Raw genomic sequence first — 23,829 nt, forward strand, 5'->3', positions numbered from 1 at the left:
CCGGCCCCGGGCAGTACCGTCGGCCCGACCCGAACCCGAAGGCGGGCCACACCTCAGGCGTGGCCCGGCCCGGGCCAGGCCCCGGAAGACCCGACCGGCATCGGCCTGTCCCCTCACGCGTGGTCTCCTCCCCAGGCTCGCCAGGGCGGCAGCGTGTCCCCGGACTCTCCGCGAGCCCGTCGTCGCCGGCCGACCGCACGACATCATGACCGGATGCCGCAACGCACGCCGCTGCAACGACGAATGGACGCCCTGCTCGAGACACTCGAGAAGGAGGGCGGGGTGGTGCGCGGTGCGAAGCTGCGGTCTCTCGGTCATTCCGAGCGGGCGATCGCCGCGGCGGTCGCCTCGGACAAGGCCGTGCGGGTGCGGCGACGGTGGGTCGCCCTGCCTCACGCCGATGCCGCCCTCGTCGCCGCCGCCCGCGCCGGCGTCGTGCTCACCTGTTCCACGCACGCCAAGCGTCTGCAGCTGTGGGACCCGGGAGGAGACAAGGCCTGGCACGTGGCCGCGCCGCCGCACTCCGGTCGTGTCTCGGTCGCGAAGGGAACCGTGGTCCACCGGGCGAAGCCGCTGGTCGCCCGTGATCCCGACGCCCTTGAGGATCCGATCGAGAACGTTCTCGTCCGGGTGGCCGAATGCAGGCCGCACGAGGCGGCGCTCACGATCTGGGAGTCGGCGTTCCGCAAGCAGCTCGTGGAGCGCGCCGCCATGGCTCAGCTGCCCCTGTCGTCGCGGGCCCGCGCGGTGCTGGACGACGCGCAGGTGTTCTCCGACTCGGGGCTCGAGACGATCGTGATCCCGAGGCTCAAGTGGATGGGCGTCCCGATCGTGCCGCAGGCGTGGGTCGCCGGACACCGCGTGGACTTCCTCATCGGCGATCGCCTGGTCCTCCAGATCGACGGCGGTCACCACGTCGGCGCGCAGCGCGACTCCGACAACCGCCACGACGCAGCCCTCCTGCTGGCGGGCTACCGGGTCGTCCGTGTGGGCTACCGCCAGGTGGTCGACGACTGGCCGTCGGTGCAGCATCTGATCATGGTCGCCATCGCGCAGGGCCTGCACCTGGCCGCATGACGTCGGGACTCTCTGTTGGGCACCAGCCCGCACCCGCCGCCCGGGCTGGTGCCCCGGCATCCTGCCCGCCGCGAGCGGTGCTGACGACCCGGCCTCCTGCCCCGCCGCGAGCGGTGTTGACGACCCGGCATCCTGCCCCGCCGCGAGCGGTGTTGACGACCCGGCATCCTGCCCCGCCGCGAGCGGTGCTGACGATCCGACATCTCACGCGAATCGGATGCCGCGACGCACGCATCTCACGCGAACCGGATGCCGCGGCGCGCGCCCCTCTCGCGAACCGGATGCCGCGACGCCCCCGAGGCCGAACCGGATGCCGCGACGCACGGCGGATGCGGCATCCGGTGCCGGGTAGGCTGTGCGGGTGGGATCCCCATCAGAAACTCCTGCGAACCCCTACGCCGCGGCCGGGGTCGACACCGCCGCCGGCGACCTCGCCGTCGAGCTGATGAAGTCGGCTGTCCGGCGCACGCACGGGCCCGAGGTGCTCGGCGGCGTCGGCGGGTTCGCCGGCCTGTTCGATGCCACCGCACTGCGCGCGTACACGAAGCCGCTCCTCGCGACGAGCACCGACGGCGTCGGCACGAAGGTCGCCATCGCGCAGGCGATCGACAAGCACGACACCATCGGTCAGGACCTCGTCGGCATGGTGGTCGACGACATCGTCGTGGTGGGGGCCAAGCCGCTCTTCATGACCGACTACATCGCGTGCGGCAAAGTGTTCCCGCAGCGGATCGCCGACATCGTGCGCGGCATCGCCGAAGGATGCGCCGCCACCGGCACCGCCCTGGTCGGCGGCGAGACCGCCGAGCACCCGGGTCTTCTCGGCGTCAACGACTACGACGTCGCGGGCGCCGCGACCGGAATCGTCGAGGCCGACAAGGTTCTCGGTGCCGAGCGCGTGCGCGCCGGCGACGTCGTGCTCGCCCTCGCCTCGAGCGGGCTGCACGCCAACGGCTACTCGCTCGTCCGCCACATCGTCGCGCGCGCCGGTCTGCAGTACGGCGGTCACGCGGCTGATTTCGGCTCGAGCTGGGGCGAGGTGCTCCTCGAGCCGACCCGCCTCTACACGAGCCCGCTGCTGCGCCTCATCGCCGACACGGGCGACGCCGTCCACGCCCTCAGCCACGTCACGGGCGGCGGCATCGCCGCCAATCTCGCGCGCGTGCTCCCGCGGGGCTCGTGGGTCGACGTCGACCGGTCCACGTGGTCGCCGTCGCCGGTGTTCCGTGTGCTCGCCGACCTCGGCGACCTCGACCTCGCCGCGACCGAGGGCACCTGGAACCTCGGAGTCGGGTTCCTCGCGGTGGTCGCCGCAGACAGGGCCGAGGCTGCGGCATCCGCTCTCGGGGCCGAGGGCATCGAGACCTGGCAGGTCGGCGTCGTGAGCGACGGTCCGCTGCCGGACGGAGATTTCGAACAGGGCGCCAAGGGCGTCGATGGCGGCGCGGTCCGCCTGGTCGGTTCCTATCAAGACGGAGCGAAGTAACTTCACATGTGCGGCATCGTCGGGATGGTGGGGCGCGGCCCCGTCAACCAGGAGATCTACGACTCCCTGCTTCTGCTGCAGCACCGCGGACAGGACTCGACCGGGATGGCCACGGCCGAGCCGAGCGGCGTCTTCCACGTCTACAAGGCGAAGGGGCAGGTGCGCGAGGCCTTCCGCACGCGCGACATGCGGGCCCTCCTCGGAAACCTCGGCCTCGGTCACGTGCGCTACGCCACCAAGGGCACCGCGTCCAGTGAAGAAGAGGCGCAGCCCTTCTACGTCAACGCCCCCTACGGCATCGTCCTGGTGCACAACGGCAACCTCACCAACACGCGCGAGCTGACCCAGGAGCTCTTCACCAAGGACCGCCGGCACCTCAACACCAGCTCCGACACCGAGCTGCTGGTCAACGTCCTCGGCGGCGAGCTGCAGGCGGTCATCTCCGGCCTCGAGCTCGATCCGGCCCAGGTCTTCCAGGCGGTCACGCGCGTGCACGAGCGCGTCGAGGGGTCGTACGCGGCGATTGCGCTGATCGCCGGATACGGTCTGCTGGCCTTCCGTGACCCGTACGGCATCCGGCCCCTCATCCTCGGCACGCGCAAGAACGACGACGGCAGCTACGAGTGGGTCGTCACGAGCGAGTCGCTCGTGCTCGAGAACGGCGAGTTCGAGGTCGTCCGCGACATCGACCCGGGCGAGGCGGTCTTCGTCGACCTCGCCGGCAACCTGCACACGCAGCAGTGCGCCCCCGATCCGAAGCTCGTGCCGTGCTCGTTCGAGTACGTGTACCTCGCTCGTCCCGACTCCGTCATGAACGGCATCTCGGTCTACGAGGCGCGCCTGCGCATGGGCGACCGGCTCGCGGACACCATCGCGAAGTACACGCCGAAGGAAGCCATCGACGTCGTGATGCCGATCCCCGATTCCTCGCGCCCCGCGGCGATGCAGGTGGCGCGCAAGCTCGGGATCGAGTACCGCGAGGGGTTCTACAAGAACCGCTACATCGGCCGCACCTTCATCATGCCCGGGCAGGCGGTGCGCAAGAAGAGCGTGCGGCAGAAGCTCAACGCCATGTCGAGCGAGTTCAAGGGCAAGAACGTGCTGCTCATCGACGACTCGATCGTCCGCGGAACGACCTCGAAAGAGATCATCCAGATGGCTCGGGATGCCGGGGCCAAGAGTGTCACGTTCGCCTCGGCCGCGCCGCCGGTGCGCTATCCCCACGTCTACGGCATCAACATGCCCTCCCGCCACGAGCTCGTCGCGCACGGGCGCACGATCCCCGAGATCGCCGCGGAGCTCGGCGCGGACTACATGGTCTACCAGGAGGTCGAGGACCTGAAGGCCGCCATCCTCGAGGGCTCCGACGTCGAGGACCTCGACATGAGCTGCTTCGACGGCCGGTACATCACCGGCACCGTCACCGAGGAGTACCTGGAGTGGGTCGAGGGCTCGCAGGAGTCCTGACCCCCGCCTGTCGCGCCGCGTGTTCCGCGGGCGGAGGGTCGGCTAGGGTGTGGTCAGGGGTGCCGGGAAGTCTGGTCGGCGACGTCGTCGTCTACCGGAGGAATCCATGAAGGCACTCATTCTCACGTTCGGCACCCGCGGAGACATCGACCCGTTCGCCGCATTGGCCCAGAGGCTGGCCGAGGCCGGGCACGACGCGGTCCTCGCCGCTCCGGAGGCCCACCGGAGCGTCGTCTCGGAGCCCGCCGGGTTCTCGCCGATGGGAACAGAGATGGACGAGATCGTCCGCGCGGGCATGGCCGGCTTGAAGGGTCCCGCCCAGGCGCTGACGCTGGCGCGTCGCATGACGGGCGCGATGCGGGCGTCCCTGCAGGAGCAGTGGGATGCCGCGCAGGAATTCGAGCCCACCCTCATCGTCGGCCGCCGTTCGGGGGTCGTCGGATCCACGAGCTCGGTGTCGGCCCGCGGCCGCTGCCGCTGCGCAGCGCGACCGCCGACACCCTCACGGCCCGCATCCTCGACCTGGTGACGTCGGCGGGCTTCGCGCACCGGGCGCGCGAGATCGGTGCGGCGATCCGCGCCGAGGACGGGCCGGGTGCCGCGATCGCCGCGCTCGAGTCGATCCAGGCCGCCCACCGCACCTACCGACGGGTGGGCTGAGCGCGACCTCAGTCGGACGACCGCGTGTGGTCTTGGACGTCCGGCTCGGCACGAAGGACGTCGGCGATCTCCTCCTCGGGACGGGGGGCGACGTTCTCGTCCTCCTCGAGCTCCGGCACGGTCGGCTCATCCGGAGCGGGAACATGCGGGTGCGCGTGAGGCTCCTGCTGAGTGGTCATGGTGTTTCCTCCGATCGACGAGCGATCCCAGCGTAGGACGGCCACGTCAGTCGTGGGGTGGGCGCCGGAGGCGCTTGACATCGGTGCGCCGCTTCTTCGCCTGCAGCCGGCGCTCCTTGGCGCCCCTGGTCGGGGCCGTCGGCCGCCGTGTCGGCGAGGGCGGCCGTACCGCCTCGGCCACCAGGGCGGCGAGGCGGGCGCGTGCGGCTTCGCGGTTGCGCAGCTGAGCACGGTGCTCGGATGCCGTGACCGTCAGCACGCCGTCGACCAGACGACCGGTCAGACGCTCGAGGAGTCGCTCGCGCTGCCGCGGTGACAGCACGGCAGAGCGGGCGGCGTCCCACACCAGCTCCGCGCGGGAGTCGGCGGTGTTGACACCCTGTCCGCCCGGTCCCGACGAGCGCGAGAACCGCCACGAGAGCTCGGACTCGGGGATGGTGATCCGCGCGTCCACGCGCAGACCCGGTCGGTGGGAGGCGGGCATGTCAGAGACCCTCGTGGAACTCCTCGATGAGGCTGTCGACGACCGCGGTCATGGCACCGTTGCGGTCGGAACCGGCAGCCTCGGCGCCCGCGGCCACCGCACGCTGTCGCGTGGTCGACGTGCCGGCGGACGCGATCGCGATCACCCTCTCGACCTCGTCGCGGCATCCGAGCGCCTCGGCGTCCTCGGCGACGAGATCGACCAGCTCGTCCATGAGCTGCGGGAAGGGCGTGATGGTGTTCGCCCCGAAGTCGATGAGTCCCTCCGCGACGCCGTATCGCTGCGCGCGCCATCGGTTCTCGCCGATGAGGAAGCGGTCGTACACCCGCCAGCGCTGATTCTTCGCGCGCAGTCGCCACAGCATCCGCATCAGCGACTGGTTCACCGCAGCAAGGGCGACGGCATCCTCGAGACGGGGTGAGACGTCCATGATGCGGGTCTCGAGGGTCGGGTAGGAGTGCGACGGCCGGATGTCCCACCAGATCTTCGACGAGTCCTCGATGATGCCCAGGTCGACCAGGATGGCGACCGAGCGCTGGTACTCCGCCCAGCTGACGTAGGCGGGCGGCAGTCCGGTGCGCGGCAGGTTGTCGAACACCGAGATCCGGTACGAGGCCAGGCCCGTGTCCTCTCCCTGCCAGAACGGCGACGATGTCGACAGGGCGAGTAGATGCGGCAGGAAGTAGGCCATCTGCGGCATCAGATCGGCGCGCAGGGCATCGTCGCCGAGCCCGATGTGGACGTGGCAGCCGCAGATGAGCAGACGCCGTGCGACCCCGGCCAGGTCGCGCTCGAGGCCGTGGTAGCGCTCCTTGTCGGTGTGGTGGGCCTGCTTCCAGTCGGCGAACGGGTGGCAGGCGGCGGCGATGGGCGACAGCCCGTGACGGGCGGCGTGCGCCGACACGGTTGCACGCAGGCGCCGCAGTTCGTCGCGGGCGCCGGCGGCGTCGACGCACACCCGCGTGCCGATCTCGACCTGGCACTGCTTGTATTCGGGGCTCACCTGCAGCTGAAGCTCGGTGCGCAGCCCGTCGAGGAAGCCCTCGGGAGCGACCGCCAGTGCTCGGGACTCGCGGTCGACGAGGAGGTACTCCTCTTCGATGCCCATGGTGAAGGCCGGTTCCGGCATGGCTGGCTCCTTCGGTCGTCACTTCATCGTCGCGGACGCCCCACCCCGGACGCCATCGCCACGCGGGCCGCACTCCCAGCATCCTCGCGATACATCGTGTTAGGTTCCCCGGCATGACGAGCACCGAGCAACCTGGTGGACTCGAAGCGACGGTCCGCGCCGAGATCGCCGAAGCCGAGCGACCCGACAGACCGATCAGACGGATGCTGCGCCGTGCACGGACATGGGTGTCGCGGCATCCGCGTATCGAGAGCGCCTACCGGGCGGCGGTCGGCGTCGTGGGCGGCGCGCTCGCGATCGGCGGTCTGATCCTGGTGCCGCTTCCCGGGCCCGGGTGGCTCGTCGTGTTCCTGGGTCTGGCGGTGCTGGGCACCGAGTTCGCCTGGGCGAAGCGCATCGCGGCGTGGCTCAAGCGCATGCTCGACCGGTTCTGGTCGTGGTGGCGCGCGCGCCGCGCACGCAAGGCCGCCGCGAAATCGGCGGCGGGGTGACGACGGACGAGGCGGTCAGGCTCGTTCTAGCTCGTCCTCGTCCTCGTCTTCGTACTGGTCGGCCCACTTGTCGACGAGAGCGTCGTCGTCGGTGGGGTGCCCGAGCTCACGCTCGAGCGCCGCGTAGTTGACGCTGTACGTGTCGTACTTCAACTCGCGGGCGATCTTGGTGTGCTTCGCCTTCTGACGGCCACGCCCCATGCGAGACCCCCTCATTTCACCAGTCGCGGGCTGTACGCGGGGGAATTCCGCTTCAGACAAACCCGGGCATTCACGTAATCCGGCTGCGCCGGGAAGAGTAGCATTCAGAATACCACGGTGCTCCGGCGCCCCGGCGGGGGATGTCCCAAGCCCGTGATCACGACGACGAAGGGGCGAGCGGACATGGCCGACGAGGCATACGGAGTCGATCGGGTGGTGGCCAGTGATGCCGCCACGCAGGGAGCGGTCATCGCGGGGATCATCCCGGGGCAATCGCCTCGCGTTCTGAAGGAAGCCGCCCGCTACGCCTCCCTGCTGAAGGCTCCGCTGCTGGTCGTCCACGTGGACGTCACCCGTTTCGTGACGTATGAGGATCCCGACGGCTACGTGCATTCCGCGCCGATCGACATCGACATCTCATCGGGAGAGACCGACCTCGTCGAGGTCCGCCGTCTCGCGGACTCGCTCCTGTCGGGACACGATCTGCAGTGGAGCGTGCAACAGCTGGTGGGCGACCCCGCCCTGGCCATGAAGCACCTCGCCGAGAAGATCGACGCGAAGCTGCTGGTCGTCGGCACGCGCAAGCGGGGGATCGGCGAGTCGATACGGGAGTTCTTCACCGGATCGGTCGCCGCCCGCCTGGCCCACCGTCAGCCCCGGCCGATCCTCGTCGTGCCGCTGGGCGAGCCCGTGGCGGACGACGAGGAGATCTGGCCGGTCTGACGTCTGGCTCAGCCCTTCACGCTGCGGATCACATCGTCGGCGAGCCGCTCCAGGTCCGCGACGAAGCGGTCCACCGTCTCGGTCGGGAGCGCGCCGCCCTTGGCGACATGCGTCCGCAGGTCGGTCCGCACGCGTGCGCGGAACTCGTTCACCGCGGCATCCGCTCGATGCAGCTGCTCGCGGCTGCGCATCTTCGGATCCTCGGGCCCGCGCGGGGCGGCGGGGCTCTCGCGCTCTTCGCGGCTGGCGGCGGCGAGGTCGGCGCGGAGGCTCTTCATCGCCTCGCGCACGCTGCCGCGTACTTCGTCGGCGATGAGCCGCACGGAATCGGCGAGGTTGGCCTCGATGCCCTCGAGTTCGCCCGCGCGGGCACCCACTTCGGCGCGGCCGGCGTCGGTGATCTCGTAGACCGTCTTGCGGCCGTCCACGGACTTCGTCACCAGCCCCTCCTCCTCGAGCTTGGCCAGGCGCGGATACACGGTGCCGGCGCTCGGGGTGTAGGTGCCTCCGGTGCGGTCGGACAGCGCCTGCATGATGTCGTAGCCGTGTCGGGGTCCCTCATCGAGCAGGTTGAGCAGGTACAGGCGGAGGTCGCCGTGCGAGAAGACGGGGGGAGCCATCAGGACACCCCTCCCTCCGCCTGGCGACGGAGCACGGTGAGATCGCCCGAGACGGAGTGCAGTCGCACGTCCGCGAAGGTCCCGCTGAGTTCGCCGACCGAGCCGGTCCAGCTGGTGGGGCCGGTACCGGAGCGGGTGACCCCGTCGACCTGTACCCGGCCGCTCACCGAGCGCATGACGTAGTTGGCGGCCAAGCCGTCGTCCAGGCGGGCCGTGATGTTGCCGCTGACGGTGTTGACGCCTGCGGATTCCAGGACGCCGGCGGAGTCCACGAGCACGGATCCCGAGACGGTGTCGACGCTCGCCTTGCGCAGGTGGCCGGTGGCGGCGACGTCGCCTGACACGCTGTTGGCGCTCAGGGCGCCGACCAGCTGACGGATCTGCACGTCGCCCGAGACGGCGTTGGCGGTCAGGTCGCCGGTGAGCCCGTCGACGATGATGTCGCCCGAGACGGTGTTCACGCGGGCATCGGTGGTGAGCCCCGACACGAGCGCACTGGCCGACACCACGCCGAGGTTCAGTGCGACCTCGCGGGGCACGGCGACGCTGATCTCGGCCTTGGGGCCGCCTGAGCCGAAGTTGCGGAACACCTCGAGGAAGTTGTCCCAGCGCAGCTGCGGGTGGTCGATCTCGACCACGTCGCCGGTGACCTCGATGCGGAGGTCCTTGGTCGTCACGGCGTGCACTTCGATGCGAGCGCCGGGCTCGTCGTGGGCGACGACGTCGATCTGACCGCCGACGAGGCCGACCTTCAGCTTGCGGACGGTTTCGAGGTCGATCACGCGGGTCTCGCCCGGGTGGATGATCCACTTCTCGAGGGTCATGTCTCCTCCAAAGAGTTCTGCCATGTCGAGATATATCGCGACTTGGTGAGGCTAACACGATATATCGCGATCGTCCAGGGATGCCGTGCAGAAGTGTCTTGACATTGACGTAACGGCAACCTCTACCGTCGTCTTCACAGGGGGTGATCGCCGTGGAATGGTCGATCCAGCAGATCGCGAAGCTGACGGGCACGACAAGCCGTGCCCTGCGCCACTACGGGGAGCTCGGACTCCTCGCGCCGAGTCGTGTCGGTGTCAACGGCTACCGGTACTACGACGCGACTGCGCTGGTGAGGCTGCAGCGGATCCTGCTCTTGCGGGAACTGGGCCTCGGTCTCGCGACCATCGCGCAGGTGCTGGAACGGGACACCACGCAGCAGCAGGCGTTGGAGTCCCACCTGGCGTGGCTTCGAGACGAGCAGCATCGCCTCGAGCGTCAGATCCGCTCCGTGGAGTCCACCCTCGACGCACTCGAGAAAGGAGAGCAGCCGATGGCTGAGCAGATGTTCGACGGTTTCGACCACACCGTCCACAAAGAAGAGGTCGAACAGCGCTGGGGGGCGAAGGCGTACGCCGACGGCGACCGCTGGTGGCGCGGCATGAGCGAGCACGACCGCGCGGCGTGGCAACAGCGCAGCTCCGACCTCGCGGCGGCGTGGATCGTCGTCGCCGAGAGCGGCGTGACGCCCGATTCGCCCGAGGCGCAGGCGGTGGCTGCCCGGCACGCGGAGTGGCTGCGCTCGGTTCCGGGCACTCCGGCCGACTCGGGGGATCCTGCCGACCTCGCGGGCTACCTGCGAGGGCTCGGCGAGATGTACGTCGCGGATCCCCGGTTCGGTGCGAACTACGCCACGGCCCGTGGCGGCGCGCACGGCGCCGAGTTCGTCCGCGACGCGCTCTCGGCTTACGCGGACACGCTCCGTTAGCGCCCGATGGCCGGAACGGATGCCGCGATGAACGCACCGGCGGTCGCGGCATCCGTCATGCCGTCGTCGCGACCGGGTCGCCTGCCGCCATCGTGGGCGACCCGGCCCAGCGGGCGCCGAGGTCGAGCACGCCCGTTCGCCCGGCTTCCAGTGCGGCGGAGACCGCGCCGATGCACACGACGTCGACACCGAGCGTCGAGGCGACGAGCTCTGGGGCGGGGAGGTCGAGTTCGCGGGGCAACGACGCCCGTGCGGCCCGGACGAGGTCGGCGGCGTCGTCGGCCGTCATCCCCGACAGCACGACTCGCCGGGGATCGAAGAGACTGCCGAACACGCCCGTGATGATGCCGAGCACCCGTCCCGCCCGCGCGACGACGGACTGTGCGTGCGGGTCGCCGCGACGGGCGTCGGCGAGGACGGCTCTGCCGTCGGACGCGATCGTCGACGGGGGAGTCGCCGGAGCATCTTCGCGCGCCCACAGGCCGATTCGCCCGATCAGGCCACCCGCGTCGTCGACGCCTGCGACGTGATCGAAGGCCACCATCTCGGCTACGCCGCCGTGCGCGCCCCGCAGCAGATTTCCGTCGACCACGGCTCCCGCACCCAGAAATTCACCGCTGAGGATCGTGACGTAGTCGCTCACGCCCGCCGCGGCGCCGACAGATCCCTCTGCCACCGCGGCGAGCGACGCATCGTTCGACACGCGGACGAGGGGGACCCACGCTCCGAAGAGCTCCGCGAGGTCGGGGTTCATGCGGCGCCAGAAGCCGTTGCGGTGCGGCGGGGAGACGCCTGTCGCATCGACCGGTGCGGGCACGCCCGCGCATAGTGCGAGCACGTCCGATCGACTGCGCCCCGCCGCGCGGAGGGCGTCGTCCACCGCCGCCGTCGCCGCGGCTCTTCGCTGCTCGGGGGAGTCGTGATCGAGGTCGGTGTGGGTGTGCTCGAGCGTCAGCATCCGTCCGCGCAGATCGGCCACCGCGGTCGTGATGTGGTCCGGCCCGACGTCGGTCCCCACGACGACCGCGGCGTCGGCGCGCAGCTCGAAGCGCCGTGCCGGCCGGCCCTTCCGGTAATCGCCTACGGAGCGGGCGTTGGGCAGTTCTGTGAGCAGCCCGATTCCGACGAGCTCCTCGATGACGTCGATGGTCGTCGATCGCGTGAGACCGACTGCCGACATGGCGTCGCTCGCGGTGAAGACCTCCGCATCCCACGCGTACGCGAGTACGCCGTCGAGGCTCGCGCGGCGCACTGCCGCTGCGGGTGAGCTCGGGATCGACACGGGTATTGACCTTTCAGTCGTCACCCTGCATTATGGACTACATCAATTTGATTCGTGTAGTAAATCTACTCATCGAACCAACGAGTCGTCGCTGTCGACGGCCCTGGAGAGGACAGCAACGTGGCTGATGCATTCCGACGAACGAGAGGCCGGGTCTCGAACGCCCTGGCCCTCGGTGTGCTCGGGTCCCTGGTCGGCACCCTTCTCGTGGGGTGCTCCGCGGATGGACGCGAGACGATCCGCTTCACATTCAGCAAACGTGAGGCGCTCGAGTTCATGAACGAACTGGTGGCGGATTACAACGCGTCCCAGGATGCGGTACGCGTCGAGATGGACACGTCCGGGGTGGACGTCGTGTCGGCGAGCTTCGTACGGGGCAACCCGCCCGACATCATGCTCGCCAACTACAACTTCGAGGTCGCCAGATTCGTGCAGCGTTGCGCGCTGAGCGACCTCTCCGGCACGGAAGCCGCTGCCACCGTCCGTGAAGACCTTCAGCCTCTGATGGACCAGTACGGCAGCTGTGAAGGCCGCATCAGCGCGCTTCCCTACTCGGTCATGGCGGCGTCCGTCATCTACAACAAGGAGATCTTCGCCGAGAACGACCTGGAAGTCCCCCAGACATGGAGCGAACTGCTCGAGGTCTGCGACGCGCTCGAGGAAGCGGGGGTCGCACCGTTCTATGCCACCTTCAAGGATGACTGGACGGTAGGTCAGGGCTGGTACGACTACTCGGTCGGCGGATCGATCGACGTGCTGGAGTTCTTCGATCAGATGAACGCCGAAGGGACCGCCGTCGGCCCGGACTCGACGGTGTCCTTCCAGAAGGACTTCGCCGAGCCGGTCGAGAAGATGACCCAGCTGGCCACGGAGTACGTGAACGAGGACGCGCCGAGCCGGGGCTACGGTGACGGGAACCTCGCCTTCGGCAACGGCGAGGCGGCCATGTACCTGCAGGGGCCATGGGCATTCGGCGAGATCGCCAAGACCGCGCCCGACCTCGAACTGGGGACATTCCCGCTGCCGCTCACCGAGGACCCCGAGGATCTCAAGGTCCGCGTCAACATGGACCTGGCGGCGATGATCCCGGAGGGATCGCGGCACAAGGAGGCCGCGCGGGACTTCCTCGAGTACCTCTACCTGCCCGAGAACATCGAGGCTTACAACGAGGCGCAGCTCGGCTTCGCCCCCACCACGGATGCGCCCGCCCCGGACGACCCCCGCATCGAGGGGATGATCGAGTACTACGAGGACGGCCGCATCTACCAGGGGCCATCCGTGCTCGTCCCGCGGACCATGCCCATCTTCAACTACGCGCAGGCGATGGTGCTCGGGTCCGACCCGTCCCGAGTGCTGCGCACCATGGACGCGGACTGGGCGCGCATCGCCTTCCGCGCCCCGATCGTCGCGAACCACACAGAGGAGTCCACGCGATGAGCGCGACCACCACCATCGTCACGTCCGGGAACAGCAGGGCGCGGCGCAGCACGCGACGCGTCGAGCCGATCTACTACCTGTTCCTGCTGCCGAGCCTCGTGCTGTTCACCCTGGCCATCACGGTTCCCGGTGTGATCGGGATCTTCTTCAGCTTCACCGACTCCATCGGGATCGGCGCGTGGAGCTTCAACGGGCTGACGAACTACATCGCCCTGTTCAGCGACCCCGCCATCCTGCAGAGTTATCTGTTCACGTTCGGTTTCGCGGTGGCCACCGTCATCGTCGTCAACGTGCTGGCCTTCCTGCTCGCTGTGGGCTTGACCGCACGCATCCGGTTCAAGACCGGGCTCCGTGCGATCTTCGTGATCCCCATGGTGATCTCGGGCATCATCATCGCGTACGTCTTCAACTTCCTCTTCTCCAACTCGGTGCCCGCTGCGGCGGGGGCACTCGGCATCCCCTTCCTCCAGACCAGCCTGCTCGCCAATCCCGATCTCGCCTGGATCGCGATCGTGATCGTCACGGCGTGGCAGGCGATTCCCGGCACCCTGCTCATCTACATCGCCGGCCTGCTGTCCATCCCCGGTGACGTGTACGAAGCGGCGGATCTGGACGGCGCGTCCAAGTCCCAGCAGCTGCTGCGGATCACCCTTCCGCTGGTGGCCGGCTACGTCGTGATCAACGTGATCCTCGGCTTCAAGGGCTTCCTGAACGCCTACGACATCATCGTCGGCCTCACCAACGGCGGACCGGGAACCGCGACGCGAAGCATCGCGATGACGATCATCGCCGGCTTCAACGGCGGCGACTACGCCTACCAGATGGCCAACGCGACCATCTTCTTCATCGTGGCCGTGCTCATCTCGGTCTTGCAGCTCTCGCTCACGCGCGGAAGGAACCAGTTCTGATGACCACCACACAGCCGGCCCTCGCCTTCGAACAGGCCGATGTCTCCGTCGGGCTGCAGAAGTCGCGGTCCTCACAACGCTCCAAGCGGACCGAACGGGTGAACTGGTCGACGACGATCATTCTCATCCTCTGCGCCGTGACCGTGCTGCTACCGCTGTACGTCACGATCTCGATGGCGTTCAAGACGACGGACCAGGCCGTCGACGGCAACGCCTTCTCGCTCCCGGCGCCGTTCAGCATCGACGGCTTCGTCCAGGCGTGGAACCTGACGAAGTTCCCCGTCGGCGCCGCGATCTCGCTGTTCGTGACGGCCGGCACGGTCATCGCGACCATCATCCTCGCCGCGTTCGCCTCGTACGCGATCGTGCGCAACTGGGACCGCCGGCTGTTCCGGTACTCGTTCTTCTACCTGCTCGCCGCGATGTTCATCCCGTTCCCGGTCGTCGCACTTCCGCAGATCCAGCTCACCGGACGGGTGGGACTCGACAACCCCCTGGGTGTGGTGATCCTCGCGACGATGTTCCAGCTGAGCTTCAGTGTGCTGCTGTTCACCGCGTTCCTGCGTTCGATTCCGCTCGAACTGGAGGAGAGCGCCCGCATCGACGGCGCGTCGACGTGGCAGACGTTCTGGCGGGTCATCTTCCCGTTGCTGGCCCCGATGAGCGCCACCGTCGGCATCTTCGCGTTCCTCTACGCGTGGAACGACTTCATGATGCCGTCGCTGATCATCTCCGACCCGGCGTTGCAGACCCTCCCCGTGCGGCAGAACCTGTTCCAATCCCAGTTCAGCAACAACTACAACGTCTCGTTCGCGTCGTACCTGATGGCCATGGCCCCCGCGATCGTCGTGTACCTGTTCACCCAGCGCTGGGTGATGGAGGGCGTGACGCAGGGCGCCGTCAAGGGCTGAGCCTGAACCGAACCCGGCCCCACCCGAACCGAACCCGGCCCCACCCGGACCGCCCGCCGGACACCCCGGCTCCACCCCAGAAAGGACGCCCACCCGTGACCACCGTCACCGGAACCGACTCCGCCCGCCACGACTCCGACGAGCTCCTGCCGCCGTGGTGGCGTCAGGCGACCGTCTACCAGATCTACCCCCGCAGCTTCGCCGACGGCGACGGCGACGGCATCGGCGACATCCCCGGCGCCCTCTCGCGGGTGCCGTACCTCGCCGAACTCGGCATCGACGCAGTGTGGCTCAGCCCGTTCTACCCGTCCGAGCTCGCCGACGGCGGCTACGACGTGGCGGACTACCGCGACGTCGACCCGCGCCTGGGAACCCTCGACGACTTCGACGCCCTCGTCGCCGCACTTCACGAGCGCGGCATCCGGGTCGTCGTCGACATCGTCCCGAACCACACCTCCGACCAGCACGCGTGGTTCCAGGAGGCGCTGGCCGCAGGCCGGGGGTCCGCGGCGCGCGAGCGCTACATCTTCCGCGACGGCACGGGGCCGGACGGCTCCGAGCCCCCGACGGACTGGGACAGCATCTTCGGCGGGTCGGCGTGGGAACGGGTCGCCGACGGGCAGTGGTATCTGCACAACTTCGCCGTCGAGCAGCCCGACCTCAACTGGTCGAACCCCGAGGTGCGTGCGGACTTCGTGCGCACCCTGCGCTTCTGGTCGGATCGCGGCGTCGACGGGTTCCGCATCGACGTGGCCCACATGCTCACCAAGGACATGACCGAGCCTCTGCTGTCGAAGGCGGAGCTCGAGGCGCTGCCGAAGGACGGCAACCACCCGATGATCGACCGCGACGACGTCCACGAGGTCTATGCCGAGTGGCGCCAGGTGTTCGACGAGTACGACCCGCCGCGCACCGCGGTCGCAGAGGCGTGGGTCGACCGCTCCCGGATCCCGCTGTACGCGCGGGCGGAGAGCCTCGGCCAGGCGTTCAACTTCGACCTGCTGCAGGCGGACTTCGACGCGCGCCAGTTCCACACCATCGTGGACGACAATCTCGCGCTCGCGGCGAGCTCGGGCTCGTCGACCACGTGGGTGCTGTCGAACCACGACGTGGTGCGTCACGCCACCCGCTACGGTCTTCCCGACGCCGAGCGGACCGAGACGGGGGCGCCGACACGCAAGCACGGCAACGAGTGGCTGCTCTCGGGCGGGCGCGAGCCCCAGCTCGACCGCGAGAAGGGCCTGCGCCGCGCCCGCGCCGCCGCGCTCTTCCTGCTCGGTCTCCCCGGCTCGGCATACCTCTATCAGGGGGAGGAGCTCGGGCTGCACGAAGTGGCCGACATCCCGGACGCCCAGCGGCAGGATCCCACCTTCTTCCGCAGCCCGGGGGAGGACGTGGGTCGAGACGGATGCCGCGTGCCGCTGCCGTGGACCGCGGACGGCGCGTCGCTCGGCTTCGGCACCGGCGGTGCCCATCTGCCGCAGCCGGAGTGGTTCGCCGCGAGCGCCGCCGACGTCCAGGACGACGACCCCGACTCCACGCTCACGATGTACCGCCGCGCCCTCGCGCTGCGCCACGAGCTGCAGACGGACGAGCAGCTCGAGTGGGTCGACACCGGCGAGGCCGACGTGCTGCGATTCCGCCGCCCCAACGGCTGGGAGGTCGTGACGAACTTCGGCACGCAGCCGCACGCCCTCACGCCCGGGCGCGAGGTGCTGCTGGCCAGCGGCCCGGTCGACACCGACCTGGTCCCGGGCGAGACGACGGTGTGGCTGGCGCCGGCCTGATCCGACCCCGCCGCGAGCGCACCTGAAAAGACGGATGCCGCGCCCAGACTCGGGGGCGCGGCATCCGTTGGTTCAGCCGATGGCGGGGTCGATCAGGGGCGGCGACCGCCGCTGATGACCCGGAACAACAGCACGATGAGGGCGATGACCCCCACGATGAGGGCGACCCAGAGCAGCCAGCTCAGGGCTTCGCCGAGTCCACCGACGATCGCCAGGATGATCGCCACGACGATGATGATGATGAGGGCGAGGTTCATGCGAGTATCTCCTTCGCTAACCGGTCTCGTGGGGGTACGGGTCCGGATGCCTCGTGGGCATGACATGAGAGTGTCACCCCGCGGCGCCGCAACGTAGGGGGTTGACGAGCGCCGATGCGCGGTGCTAGTTCCCAGCGGACTCCCAGCCTGGCGCCGATAAGCCCCGCCGCGAGCGCTGTCAAGCCCCCGAGCGGTGGGCGCGCGCGCGTCGTAGCCTGCGGACATGACCCAGCCGCCGATGACCGACCCCACCCGCAAGCACCACTCGGAGGGCTTCCCGGCGCAGTCGCAGGAGCAGCCCGGCCTCACCGGTGAGATGACTCCGACTCCGGACCACGGGGAGCGGACGTACCAGGGCTCGCTCGATCTGAGCGGGCGACGCGCGCTCATCACCGGCGGCGATTCCGGCATCGGCCGCGCCGTCGCGATCGCGTTCGCACGTGAGGGCGCGGACGTGGCCATCGCCCACCTGCCCGAAGAGCAGGAGGACGCCGACGACACGCTCCGATGGGTCACAGAGTCCGGGGCCAAGGGACTCAGCCTCCCGGGCGACCTGCTCGAGGAGGAGTACTGCGCCGACATCGTCGAGCGCACGATCGCGGAGTTCGGCGGGCTCGACGTGCTCGTGCTGAACGCGGCGTACCAGAAGGACCGGGAGGGTGTCGAGTCGCTGCAGACCGCAGAGTTCGATCGGGTGTTCCGCACGAACCTGTATGCGCCGATCTTCACCGCCCGCGCCGCCGTGCCGCATCTCGAGCCCGGCGCGTCCATCATCGTCACCACCTCGATCCAGGGCTTCGACCCGTCGCCCTCCCTCGTCGACTACGCCATGACGAAGGCCGCGCAGGTGGCGTTCGTCAAGGCGCTCGCCGAGGAGCTCGGGCCCCGCGGCATCCGGGTGAACGGCGTCGCCCCCGGACCGATCTGGACCCCGCTGATCCCCGCGACCGGGTGGGACGCCGAACGGCTCGCCACCTTCGGGCAGGACACCCCGCTCGGCCGCGCCGGCCAGCCGGCAGAGCTGGCCGCGGCCTACGTCTACCTCGCCGGCGAGGGCGCCTCGTACGTATCGGGGGCGATCCTCCCCGTCACCGGCGGGCGAGGACTGTGACCAGCCCTGATCACGATGCGAGAGGAAAGGAGCGATCATGCCGAAGGGACGCGGATCGTCGAGTCTGAAGGATCCGGAGCTGTACGAAGAGCTGCGCAAGGACGGAGCGACCAAGGAGAAGGCGGCTCGTATCTCGAATGCCGCGGCCGCGCAGGGGCGCTCGGCCGTCGGCCGCCGCGGCGGCGCGGCCGAGGACTACGAGGAGCGAACGGTGCCGGAACTGAAGAAGCGCGCGAAGGAACTCGGCCTGTCGGGCTACTCGGGCAAACGCAAGTCGGAACTGATCGATATGCTCCGTAACCGGTGATCGGGCACCACGAGGAGGGCGCATGCCGAGACTGAGGCGTGTGCGCCCTGGGGTGGATGCCGGATTCCGCCGTGTCCGCGCCGGGAGCGGATTCCGCTACCTCGACGCGCGAGGCAAGCCCGTGGCCGACCGCGACGTCGAGCGGATCAAAGCGCTGGTCCTGCCTCCGGCGTGGGAGGACGTATGGATCTGCGCCGATGAGGACGGGCACATCCAGGCCGTCGGCACAGACGAGGCCGGACGCCGCCAGTACCGGTACCACGACGCGTGGAGCGAAGGCCGCGACCGCGGCAAGTACGCGCGGGCGCTGCAGCTCGCCGAGGCGCTCCCTCGTGCCCGCGCCCGCGTGACGACGTCGCTGCGCCGCGACGCCCTCGACCGCGAGCGGGTCCTGGCGGTCGCGTTCCGGCTGCTCGACCAGGCCGCCCCCCGCATCGGCTCGGAGCGCTACTTCGCCGCCCATGGCAGTCGAGGACTCACGACGCTGCAGCGTCGCGACGCGACGGTCGCGGCATCCGTGATCTCGTTGACGTTCCCGGGCAAGAGCGGCAAACGGCAGACGCTGTCGGTCGACGACGCCGAGCTCGCCGCCGTCGTGGAGCTGCTGGCCGCCGGCCGTCCGAGGTCGCCGCTGCTGGCGTGGGAGCGCGGCCGCCGTCGCGTGCCGCTGACTCCCACCGACGTGAACGCGTACGTGCGCTCGCTCACCGGCGGGGCCTTCACCGCGAAGGACTTCCGCACCCTGCGCGGGACGATCCTGGCGGCCGAAGCGCTCGCGCGGATCGGAACGGTCGACACCAAGACGCAGCTGAAGCGCGCCGAGACGCTCGCCGTGAGGGCGACCTCGGAGGCGCTCGGGAACACCCCCGCGGTGGCCCGCAACTCCTACATCGACCCGCGGGTGTGGAAGCGCTATCGCGACGGCCAGCTTCTGGATCTGTCGATCTCGCCCGAGTCCGCGATCCGCGCGCTGCTGCGCCCGGGACGCTGAGGCGGGCGCCGCTAGCGTAGGTCCATGCCCTCGCCCGTCGACCCGCGCACGCTCGCGGCCGTCGTGGCCGGCGGCGCGATCGGGGTGCTCGCGCGAGCGGTGATCCTCGCGCCGGTCTCGGACCCGGCTGCGGTGCCGTGGGCCACGTTCGGCGTCAACGTCGCCGGGTCGCTCCTCCTCGGCGTCGTGGTCGGGTGGCTCGACGACCGGCGCCCGCGGCTGCGCGCGTTCCTGGGCACCGGGGCGCTGGGCGGCTTCACGACCTACAGCGCGTTCGCGGTCGAGGCGGCCGTCTGGGCGGCCGCGCCGTGGGCGGCGCTCGGTCTCGTCGCGGCATCCGTCGTCGTCGGTGTGGCCGGAGCTGTCGTCGGGCTCTTCCTGGGCCGGCGACTGGCCGACGCCCCCGGGCGCATCGAGCCGGCCGAGGACGCCGAGTGAGCCCCGGGCTGCTGGCGCTCGTCGCCGTCGCGGGCGGTGTCGGCGCGGGGCTGCGCTACGTGGTCGATCGGATGCTGGCCCCTCGGCCCGGGGGCTTTCCCCGCGGCATCCTCGTCGTGAACATCACCGGGTCGTTCGCCCTCGGACTGCTCACCGGCCTCGGCACCGCGGTGGTCGCGCCGGATGTCCTCGCCGTCGTCGGCGTCGGGCTGCTCGGCGGCTACACGACCTTCAGCACGGTGTCGGTCGAGACCGTGCTGCTCGCACAGCGGCGGCGTCGTGGTCAGGCGATGGCGAACCTCCTCGGCACCCTGGTGCTCGCCATCGCGGCGGCGGCGGCCGGGCTGTGGACCGGTGGCCTGCTTGCGCCGGCCTGAGGGTGCCATCCGGCCGGGGCCGGGTGAGCGCGTGGAATACTGAAACCCGATACATCCGCGTATCGATTGCCCCGGCAATCCTCCGATTCGAAGGCGCTCCGTGTCGAACCTCGCCGTCCTGAGCCTCAGAAACCGCGCGCTGATCGCGCTCATCACGATCGTGGCTGCCGTCTTCGGCGGGCTCGCGCTGAACGGGCTGAAGCAGGAACTGATCCCCTCGATCGAGTTCCCGCAGCTCGTCGTCGTCTCGACCTACCCCGGCGCGTCGCCCGAGGTCGTGAACAACGACGTCTCGACCCCGATCGAGAGCGCGATCCAGGGGGTGCCCGGGCTCGAGGCCACCAGCGCCACCAGCACCACGAACGCCTCGGTGATCCAGGCCTCGTTCACCTACGGCACCGACCTCGCGACCGCAGAGCAGAAGATCAACCAGGCCATAAACCGCATCGCGGATCAGCTTCCCGACAGCGTCGACCCCACGGTGCTCTCGGCGAGCATCGACGACTTCCCGGTCATCCAGCTCGCCCTCACCGGCTACGAGGATGCCGAGGCCGTCCAGTCGCAGCTCGAGGCGAGCGTCATCCCCGAACTCGAGGACGTCGACGGCGTCAACTCCGCCGAGATCGTCGGCGGGGTTGGGCAGCGCATCACCATCACCCCCGACCAGGACGCGCTCGCCGAGGCCGGCTTCGGCCAGGAGGACATCACCGACGCGCTCGACCAGAACGGCGTGCTCTTCCCCGGCGGCGAGATCACCGAGGACTCCGAGACGCTGACGGTGCAGACCGGAACGAAGATCACCTCGGTCGACGAGATCGCCGCACTGCCGCTCGTGCCCTCGAACGCCGAGCAGCTGGCCGCCGGCCAGACCACGATCGCCGACGTCGCGGAGGTCGCCCGCGAGGCCGATCCCACCACGACGATCTCGCGGGTGGACGGCGAGCCGGCCCTCACGATCGCGGTGACGAAGCTGCCCGCCGCCAACACCGTGGACGTGTCGCACGGCGTCCTCGACGCGCTCCCCGCTCTCGAGGACGCGCTCGACGGCGCGACCTTCACGGTGGTGTTCGACCAGGCCCCGTACATCGAGGAGTCCATCGAGACCCTCGCCGTCGAGGGGATGCTGGGCCTCGTCTTCGCCGTCCTGGTGATCCTGGTGTTCCTGATGTCGGTGCGCTCGACGCTCGTCACCGCGATCTCGATCCCGACCAGCGTGCTGATCACCTTCATCGGGATCCAGGCGTTCGGGTACTCGCTGAACATCCTCACCCTGGGTGCGCTGACGATCTCGATCGGTCGGGTCGTCGACGACTCGATCGTTGTGATCGAGAACATCAAGCGCCACTATGTGGGGGATGCCGACAAGCTGGCCTCCATCAAGCTGGCGGTGCGCGAGGTCGCGACCGCCATCACCTCCTCGACCATCACGACGGTGGCCGTCTTCCTGCCCATCGCGTTCGTGGGCGACATCACCGGAGAGCTCTTCCGGCCGTTCGCCCTGACGGTGACGATCGCGATGTCGGCGTCGCTGCTGGTGGCGCTCACGATCGTGCCGGTCCTGGCGTACTGGTTCCTCCGCCCCGGCAAGCCGCTGCGGGACGCCGCGGGCAACCCCGTCGACCCCGAGGACCCCGAGGCCCCGCCGACCCGCCTGCAGAAGGGATACCTGCCGATCCTGCGGTGGACCCTGCGGCACTCGTGGGTGACGCTTCTGCTCGCGGTGCTGGTGCTCGGGGGAACCGTCGCGGTGGCGCCGTTCATGAAGACGAACTTCCTCGGCGACTCCGGTCAGAACACCTTCACGATGACGCAGGAGATCGGCGCGGCCCCGAGCCTCGAAGCCGAGAGCGCCGCCGCCGAGCAGGTGGAGGAGGTCCTCAGCGGCATCGACGGCATCCAGACCTTCCAGGTGTCGATCGGCTCGAGCGGCTCGGCACTGCGCGACGCCTTCGCCGGTGGCAGCTCGGGGATCACCTACTCCATCACCACCGACCCCGACGTCGACCAGGTCGCGCTGCGCGAAGAGGTGCAGGACGCCGTGGCGACCCTCGAGGGCGCCGGCGAGATCGCCGTGGCGGCGACCGGCGGCGGATTCGGGTCGAGCGACATCGAGATCGAGGTCACCGCCGCCGACTCGGCTACCCTGCGCGAGGCGACGGATGTCGTCGTCGAGACGGTGTCGGCGGCCGAGGGCGTGGGTCAGGTCACGAGCAATCTCGCCGGGTCGCTGCCCTTCATCGCCGTCGAGGTCGACCGCGAGCGGGCCGCGGAGCTCGGGCTGTCGGAAGTGGCGGTCGGCGGACTCGTGTCCAACGCCATGCAGCCGCGTTCGATCGGCACGGTCGAGATCGACGACACCGCGCTGACGGTCTACCTCGCCACGGACGCGACCCCCGCCTCGCTGCAGGAGCTGCGCGAGCTCACCGTTCCGACGGCGAGCGGGCCGGTCGACCTCGACGAGGTCGCGACGGTCGAGGAGAGCGAGGGTCCCGTCTCGATCACGACCCAGCGCGGCCAGCGCACCGCGACCGTGACGGTGACGCCCTCGACCGACGACCTGACCGCGGCCAGCGCCGCGGTGACCGAGGTGCTCGCCGATGTCGAGCTGCCCGCGTCCGCAGACGCGGCGCTCGGCGGCGTCGTCTCACAGCAGCAGGACGCTTTCACACAGCTCGGGCTCGCCCTGCTGGCGGCGATCCTCATCGTCTACGTCGTCATGGTCGCCACGTTCAAGTCGCTCCGGCAGCCGCTGCTTCTGCTGGTGTCGGTGCCGTTCGCGGCGACCGGCGCCATCCTGCTGCAGATCATCACCGGCGTCCCCCTCGGCGTCGCGTCGCTCATCGGCGTCCTCATGCTCATCGGCATCGTGGTGACCAACGCGATCGTGCTCGTCGACCTCGTCAACCAGTACCGCGAGAAGGGCCTGTCGGCGCACGACGCGACCCTCGCGGGCGGGGCGCGTCGCCTTCGCCCCATCCTCATGACGGCGCTCGCGACGATCTTCGCCCTCACCCCGATGGCGCTCGGCATCACCGGCAGCGGCGGCTTCATCTCGCAGCCGCTCGCGATCGTCGTCATCGGCGGACTGGTGTCGTCCACGGTGCTCACTCTGCTGGTGCTGCCGACGCTCTACAACCTCGTCGAAGGCGCGTCCGAGCGCCGCGCTGCGCGCCGGGGCGCGGATGCCGGGGCTGCCGCGAGCTCGGAGCAGGCGGTCGCCGAGCCGGTGCTCGCCGGTGTCGGCGCGACCGAGACCCGCCGCGCGCGGCGTCTGCGAGAATCAGCCGCGACCGCGGGAGCCGCCGCGACGGGAGGGATGGACACCGTGCCGAACGACGATGTGAATGTGCCGATGATCGAGGAGGCGCCGGATGTCGAGGTGGCGGCATCCGCTCCCGCGCCCGAGGGCGCGCGGGACGCGGCCGCGGACGCCACCCCTGCGCACGGTGAGCCGATCGCCGTGCCCGAGGCTGATGTGCCGATGATCGAAGAGGCGCCGGACGTCGAGGTTCCGGAGTCCGCGGGCCCGCCGGCTGCGGCCGTCCACGGCGGGCCGACGAGCGAGGACCCGTCAGACGAGGCGATCAGCGACGACGTCGAGGCGAGCGATGAGGATGCGTCGCGACCGGACGCCGATGCGGATGTCGGGGGAGGGTCCGAGCCCGGCTCTGCGACCGACCCCGGGCACGCGAGCGCGCAGCCCGAGGATGCGACGACCGACGGGGACGATTCCGCGCGGTGATGCTCCGGTTCGCT

At 69.8% G+C, this 23,829-nt stretch carries 26 protein-coding genes; 18 read left to right on the forward strand and 8 right to left on the reverse strand.

Annotation, left to right across the window (positions count from 1 at the left end):
- Positions 1-213: 213 nt before the first annotated feature.
- From Q9S36_RS21010 to Q9S36_RS21030, 5 genes are all read left to right on the forward strand, one after another.
- Positions 214-1,077 (forward strand): DUF559 domain-containing protein, encoded by an 864-nt coding sequence (locus Q9S36_RS21010; RefSeq protein WP_311286802.1) that lies wholly within the window; start codon positions 214-216, stop codon positions 1,075-1,077.
- A gap of 361 nt (positions 1,078-1,438) precedes the next feature.
- The gene (gene purM / locus Q9S36_RS21015; RefSeq protein WP_396653806.1) at positions 1,439-2,563 is read left to right on the forward strand and encodes a phosphoribosylformylglycinamidine cyclo-ligase; all 1,125 of its coding nucleotides are present in this window, start codon (positions 1,439-1,441) and stop codon (positions 2,561-2,563) included.
- Positions 2,564-2,569: 6 nt separating this feature from the next.
- Complete coding sequence (gene purF / locus Q9S36_RS21020; RefSeq protein WP_251455319.1) at positions 2,570-4,030, forward strand: amidophosphoribosyltransferase; 1,461 nt, start codon at positions 2,570-2,572, stop codon at positions 4,028-4,030.
- Between the two features lie 106 nt (positions 4,031-4,136).
- Entirely contained in the window at positions 4,137-4,559 is a 423-nt protein-coding gene (locus tag Q9S36_RS21025) for a glycosyltransferase (RefSeq protein ID WP_311286804.1), read from the forward strand.
- The gene (locus tag Q9S36_RS21030; RefSeq protein WP_311286805.1) at positions 4,556-4,690 is read left to right on the forward strand and encodes a hypothetical protein; all 135 of its coding nucleotides are present in this window, start codon (positions 4,556-4,558) and stop codon (positions 4,688-4,690) included. The genes Q9S36_RS21025 and Q9S36_RS21030 overlap by 4 nt, the downstream gene beginning before the upstream one ends.
- An 8-nt stretch (positions 4,691-4,698) precedes the next feature.
- Here Q9S36_RS21030 and Q9S36_RS21035 read toward each other — a convergent pair whose 3' ends face one another.
- Genes Q9S36_RS21035 through Q9S36_RS21045 form a run of 3 tightly spaced genes read right to left on the reverse strand, consistent with a single transcriptional unit; the run spans position 4,699 to position 6,482 of the window.
- Positions 4,699-4,869 (reverse strand): hypothetical protein, encoded by a 171-nt coding sequence (locus tag Q9S36_RS21035; RefSeq protein ID WP_311286806.1) that lies wholly within the window; start codon positions 4,867-4,869, stop codon positions 4,699-4,701.
- A gap of 46 nt (positions 4,870-4,915) precedes the next feature.
- Positions 4,916-5,353, reverse strand: a complete 438-nt coding sequence (gene arfB, locus Q9S36_RS21040; protein WP_311286807.1) for an alternative ribosome rescue aminoacyl-tRNA hydrolase ArfB — start codon at positions 5,351-5,353, stop codon at positions 4,916-4,918.
- Between the two features lies 1 nt (position 5,354).
- Positions 5,355-6,482, reverse strand: coding sequence for a carboxylate-amine ligase (locus Q9S36_RS21045; protein ID WP_311286808.1), 1,128 nt, complete (start codon positions 6,480-6,482; stop codon positions 5,355-5,357).
- 113 nt (positions 6,483-6,595) lie between these two features.
- Here Q9S36_RS21045 and Q9S36_RS21050 point away from each other — a divergent pair, with 113 nt between their 5' ends.
- Entirely contained in the window at positions 6,596-6,973 is a 378-nt protein-coding gene (locus tag Q9S36_RS21050; RefSeq protein WP_311286809.1) for a TIGR02611 family protein, read from the forward strand.
- A 15-nt stretch (positions 6,974-6,988) separates the two neighbouring features.
- On the opposite strand, the gene Q9S36_RS21055 is transcribed toward Q9S36_RS21050, so the two are convergent.
- The gene (locus tag Q9S36_RS21055) at positions 6,989-7,174 is read right to left on the reverse strand and encodes a DUF3073 family protein (protein WP_251455351.1); all 186 of its coding nucleotides are present in this window, start codon (positions 7,172-7,174) and stop codon (positions 6,989-6,991) included.
- Between the two features lie 183 nt (positions 7,175-7,357).
- Between Q9S36_RS21055 and Q9S36_RS21060 the strand changes: the two genes are divergently transcribed.
- Positions 7,358-7,897, forward strand: coding sequence for a universal stress protein (locus Q9S36_RS21060; RefSeq protein ID WP_251455352.1), 540 nt, complete (start codon positions 7,358-7,360; stop codon positions 7,895-7,897).
- An 8-nt stretch (positions 7,898-7,905) separates the two neighbouring features.
- Here Q9S36_RS21060 and Q9S36_RS21065 read toward each other — a convergent pair whose 3' ends face one another.
- Both Q9S36_RS21065 and Q9S36_RS21070 read right to left on the reverse strand, forming a co-directional pair.
- Positions 7,906-8,517 (reverse strand): PadR family transcriptional regulator, encoded by a 612-nt coding sequence (locus Q9S36_RS21065; RefSeq protein ID WP_311286810.1) that lies wholly within the window; start codon positions 8,515-8,517, stop codon positions 7,906-7,908.
- Positions 8,517-9,341, reverse strand: coding sequence for a DUF4097 family beta strand repeat-containing protein (locus tag Q9S36_RS21070; protein WP_251455355.1), 825 nt, complete (start codon positions 9,339-9,341; stop codon positions 8,517-8,519). Before Q9S36_RS21070 ends, Q9S36_RS21065 begins: the two co-directional genes overlap by 1 nt.
- A 152-nt stretch (positions 9,342-9,493) precedes the next feature.
- On the opposite strand from Q9S36_RS21070, the gene Q9S36_RS21075 reads away from it, so the two are divergent.
- A complete protein-coding gene (locus Q9S36_RS21075) occupies positions 9,494-10,267 on the forward strand; it encodes a MerR family transcriptional regulator (protein WP_311286811.1) in 774 nt (257 codons plus the stop codon).
- Positions 10,268-10,322: 55 nt separating this feature from the next.
- Here the strand turns inward: Q9S36_RS21075 and Q9S36_RS21080 are convergent, their stop codons facing one another.
- Positions 10,323-11,573 (reverse strand): ROK family protein, encoded by a 1,251-nt coding sequence (locus Q9S36_RS21080; RefSeq protein WP_311286812.1) that lies wholly within the window; start codon positions 11,571-11,573, stop codon positions 10,323-10,325.
- A gap of 141 nt (positions 11,574-11,714) precedes the next feature.
- Here Q9S36_RS21080 and Q9S36_RS21085 point away from each other — a divergent pair, with 141 nt between their 5' ends.
- The 4 genes from Q9S36_RS21085 (at position 11,715) to Q9S36_RS21100 (ending at position 16,592) form a co-directional block, all read left to right on the forward strand.
- On the forward strand, positions 11,715-12,986 hold the full coding sequence (locus Q9S36_RS21085) for an ABC transporter substrate-binding protein (protein ID WP_396653809.1): 1,272 nt from the start codon (positions 11,715-11,717) through the stop codon (positions 12,984-12,986).
- Entirely contained in the window at positions 12,983-13,894 is a 912-nt protein-coding gene (locus Q9S36_RS21090) for a sugar ABC transporter permease (RefSeq protein WP_311286814.1), read from the forward strand. Before Q9S36_RS21085 ends, Q9S36_RS21090 begins: the two co-directional genes overlap by 4 nt.
- Positions 13,894-14,805: a carbohydrate ABC transporter permease gene (locus tag Q9S36_RS21095; protein ID WP_311286815.1), complete on the forward strand. Its 912-nt coding sequence runs from the start codon at positions 13,894-13,896 to the stop codon at positions 14,803-14,805. Before Q9S36_RS21090 ends, Q9S36_RS21095 begins: the two co-directional genes overlap by 1 nt.
- A gap of 95 nt (positions 14,806-14,900) precedes the next feature.
- Positions 14,901-16,592: an alpha-amylase family glycosyl hydrolase gene (locus Q9S36_RS21100; RefSeq protein WP_311286816.1), complete on the forward strand. Its 1,692-nt coding sequence runs from the start codon at positions 14,901-14,903 to the stop codon at positions 16,590-16,592.
- Between the two features lie 92 nt (positions 16,593-16,684).
- On the opposite strand, the gene Q9S36_RS21105 is transcribed toward Q9S36_RS21100, so the two are convergent.
- The gene (locus Q9S36_RS21105) at positions 16,685-16,849 is read right to left on the reverse strand and encodes a hypothetical protein (protein WP_251455363.1); all 165 of its coding nucleotides are present in this window, start codon (positions 16,847-16,849) and stop codon (positions 16,685-16,687) included.
- A gap of 223 nt (positions 16,850-17,072) precedes the next feature.
- Here Q9S36_RS21105 and Q9S36_RS21110 point away from each other — a divergent pair, with 223 nt between their 5' ends.
- From Q9S36_RS21110 to Q9S36_RS21135, 6 genes are all read left to right on the forward strand, one after another.
- Complete coding sequence (locus Q9S36_RS21110) at positions 17,073-17,960, forward strand: SDR family oxidoreductase (protein ID WP_311286817.1); 888 nt, start codon at positions 17,073-17,075, stop codon at positions 17,958-17,960.
- A gap of 37 nt (positions 17,961-17,997) precedes the next feature.
- Complete coding sequence (locus Q9S36_RS21115; protein WP_251455365.1) at positions 17,998-18,267, forward strand: Rho termination factor N-terminal domain-containing protein; 270 nt, start codon at positions 17,998-18,000, stop codon at positions 18,265-18,267.
- Between the two features lie 22 nt (positions 18,268-18,289).
- Complete coding sequence (locus Q9S36_RS21120; RefSeq protein ID WP_311286818.1) at positions 18,290-19,258, forward strand: DNA topoisomerase IB; 969 nt, start codon at positions 18,290-18,292, stop codon at positions 19,256-19,258.
- Positions 19,259-19,282: 24 nt separating this feature from the next.
- Entirely contained in the window at positions 19,283-19,696 is a 414-nt protein-coding gene (locus Q9S36_RS21125) for a CrcB family protein (RefSeq protein WP_311286819.1), read from the forward strand.
- Complete coding sequence (gene crcB / locus Q9S36_RS21130) at positions 19,693-20,073, forward strand: fluoride efflux transporter CrcB (protein ID WP_311286820.1); 381 nt, start codon at positions 19,693-19,695, stop codon at positions 20,071-20,073. Before Q9S36_RS21125 ends, crcB begins: the two co-directional genes overlap by 4 nt.
- Before the next feature lie 100 nt (positions 20,074-20,173).
- A complete protein-coding gene (locus Q9S36_RS21135; RefSeq protein ID WP_311286821.1) occupies positions 20,174-23,815 on the forward strand; it encodes an efflux RND transporter permease subunit in 3,642 nt (1,213 codons plus the stop codon).
- The last annotated feature ends 14 nt before the right edge of the window (positions 23,816-23,829 follow it).

Source organism: Microbacterium sp. ARD31 (assembly GCF_031844425.1).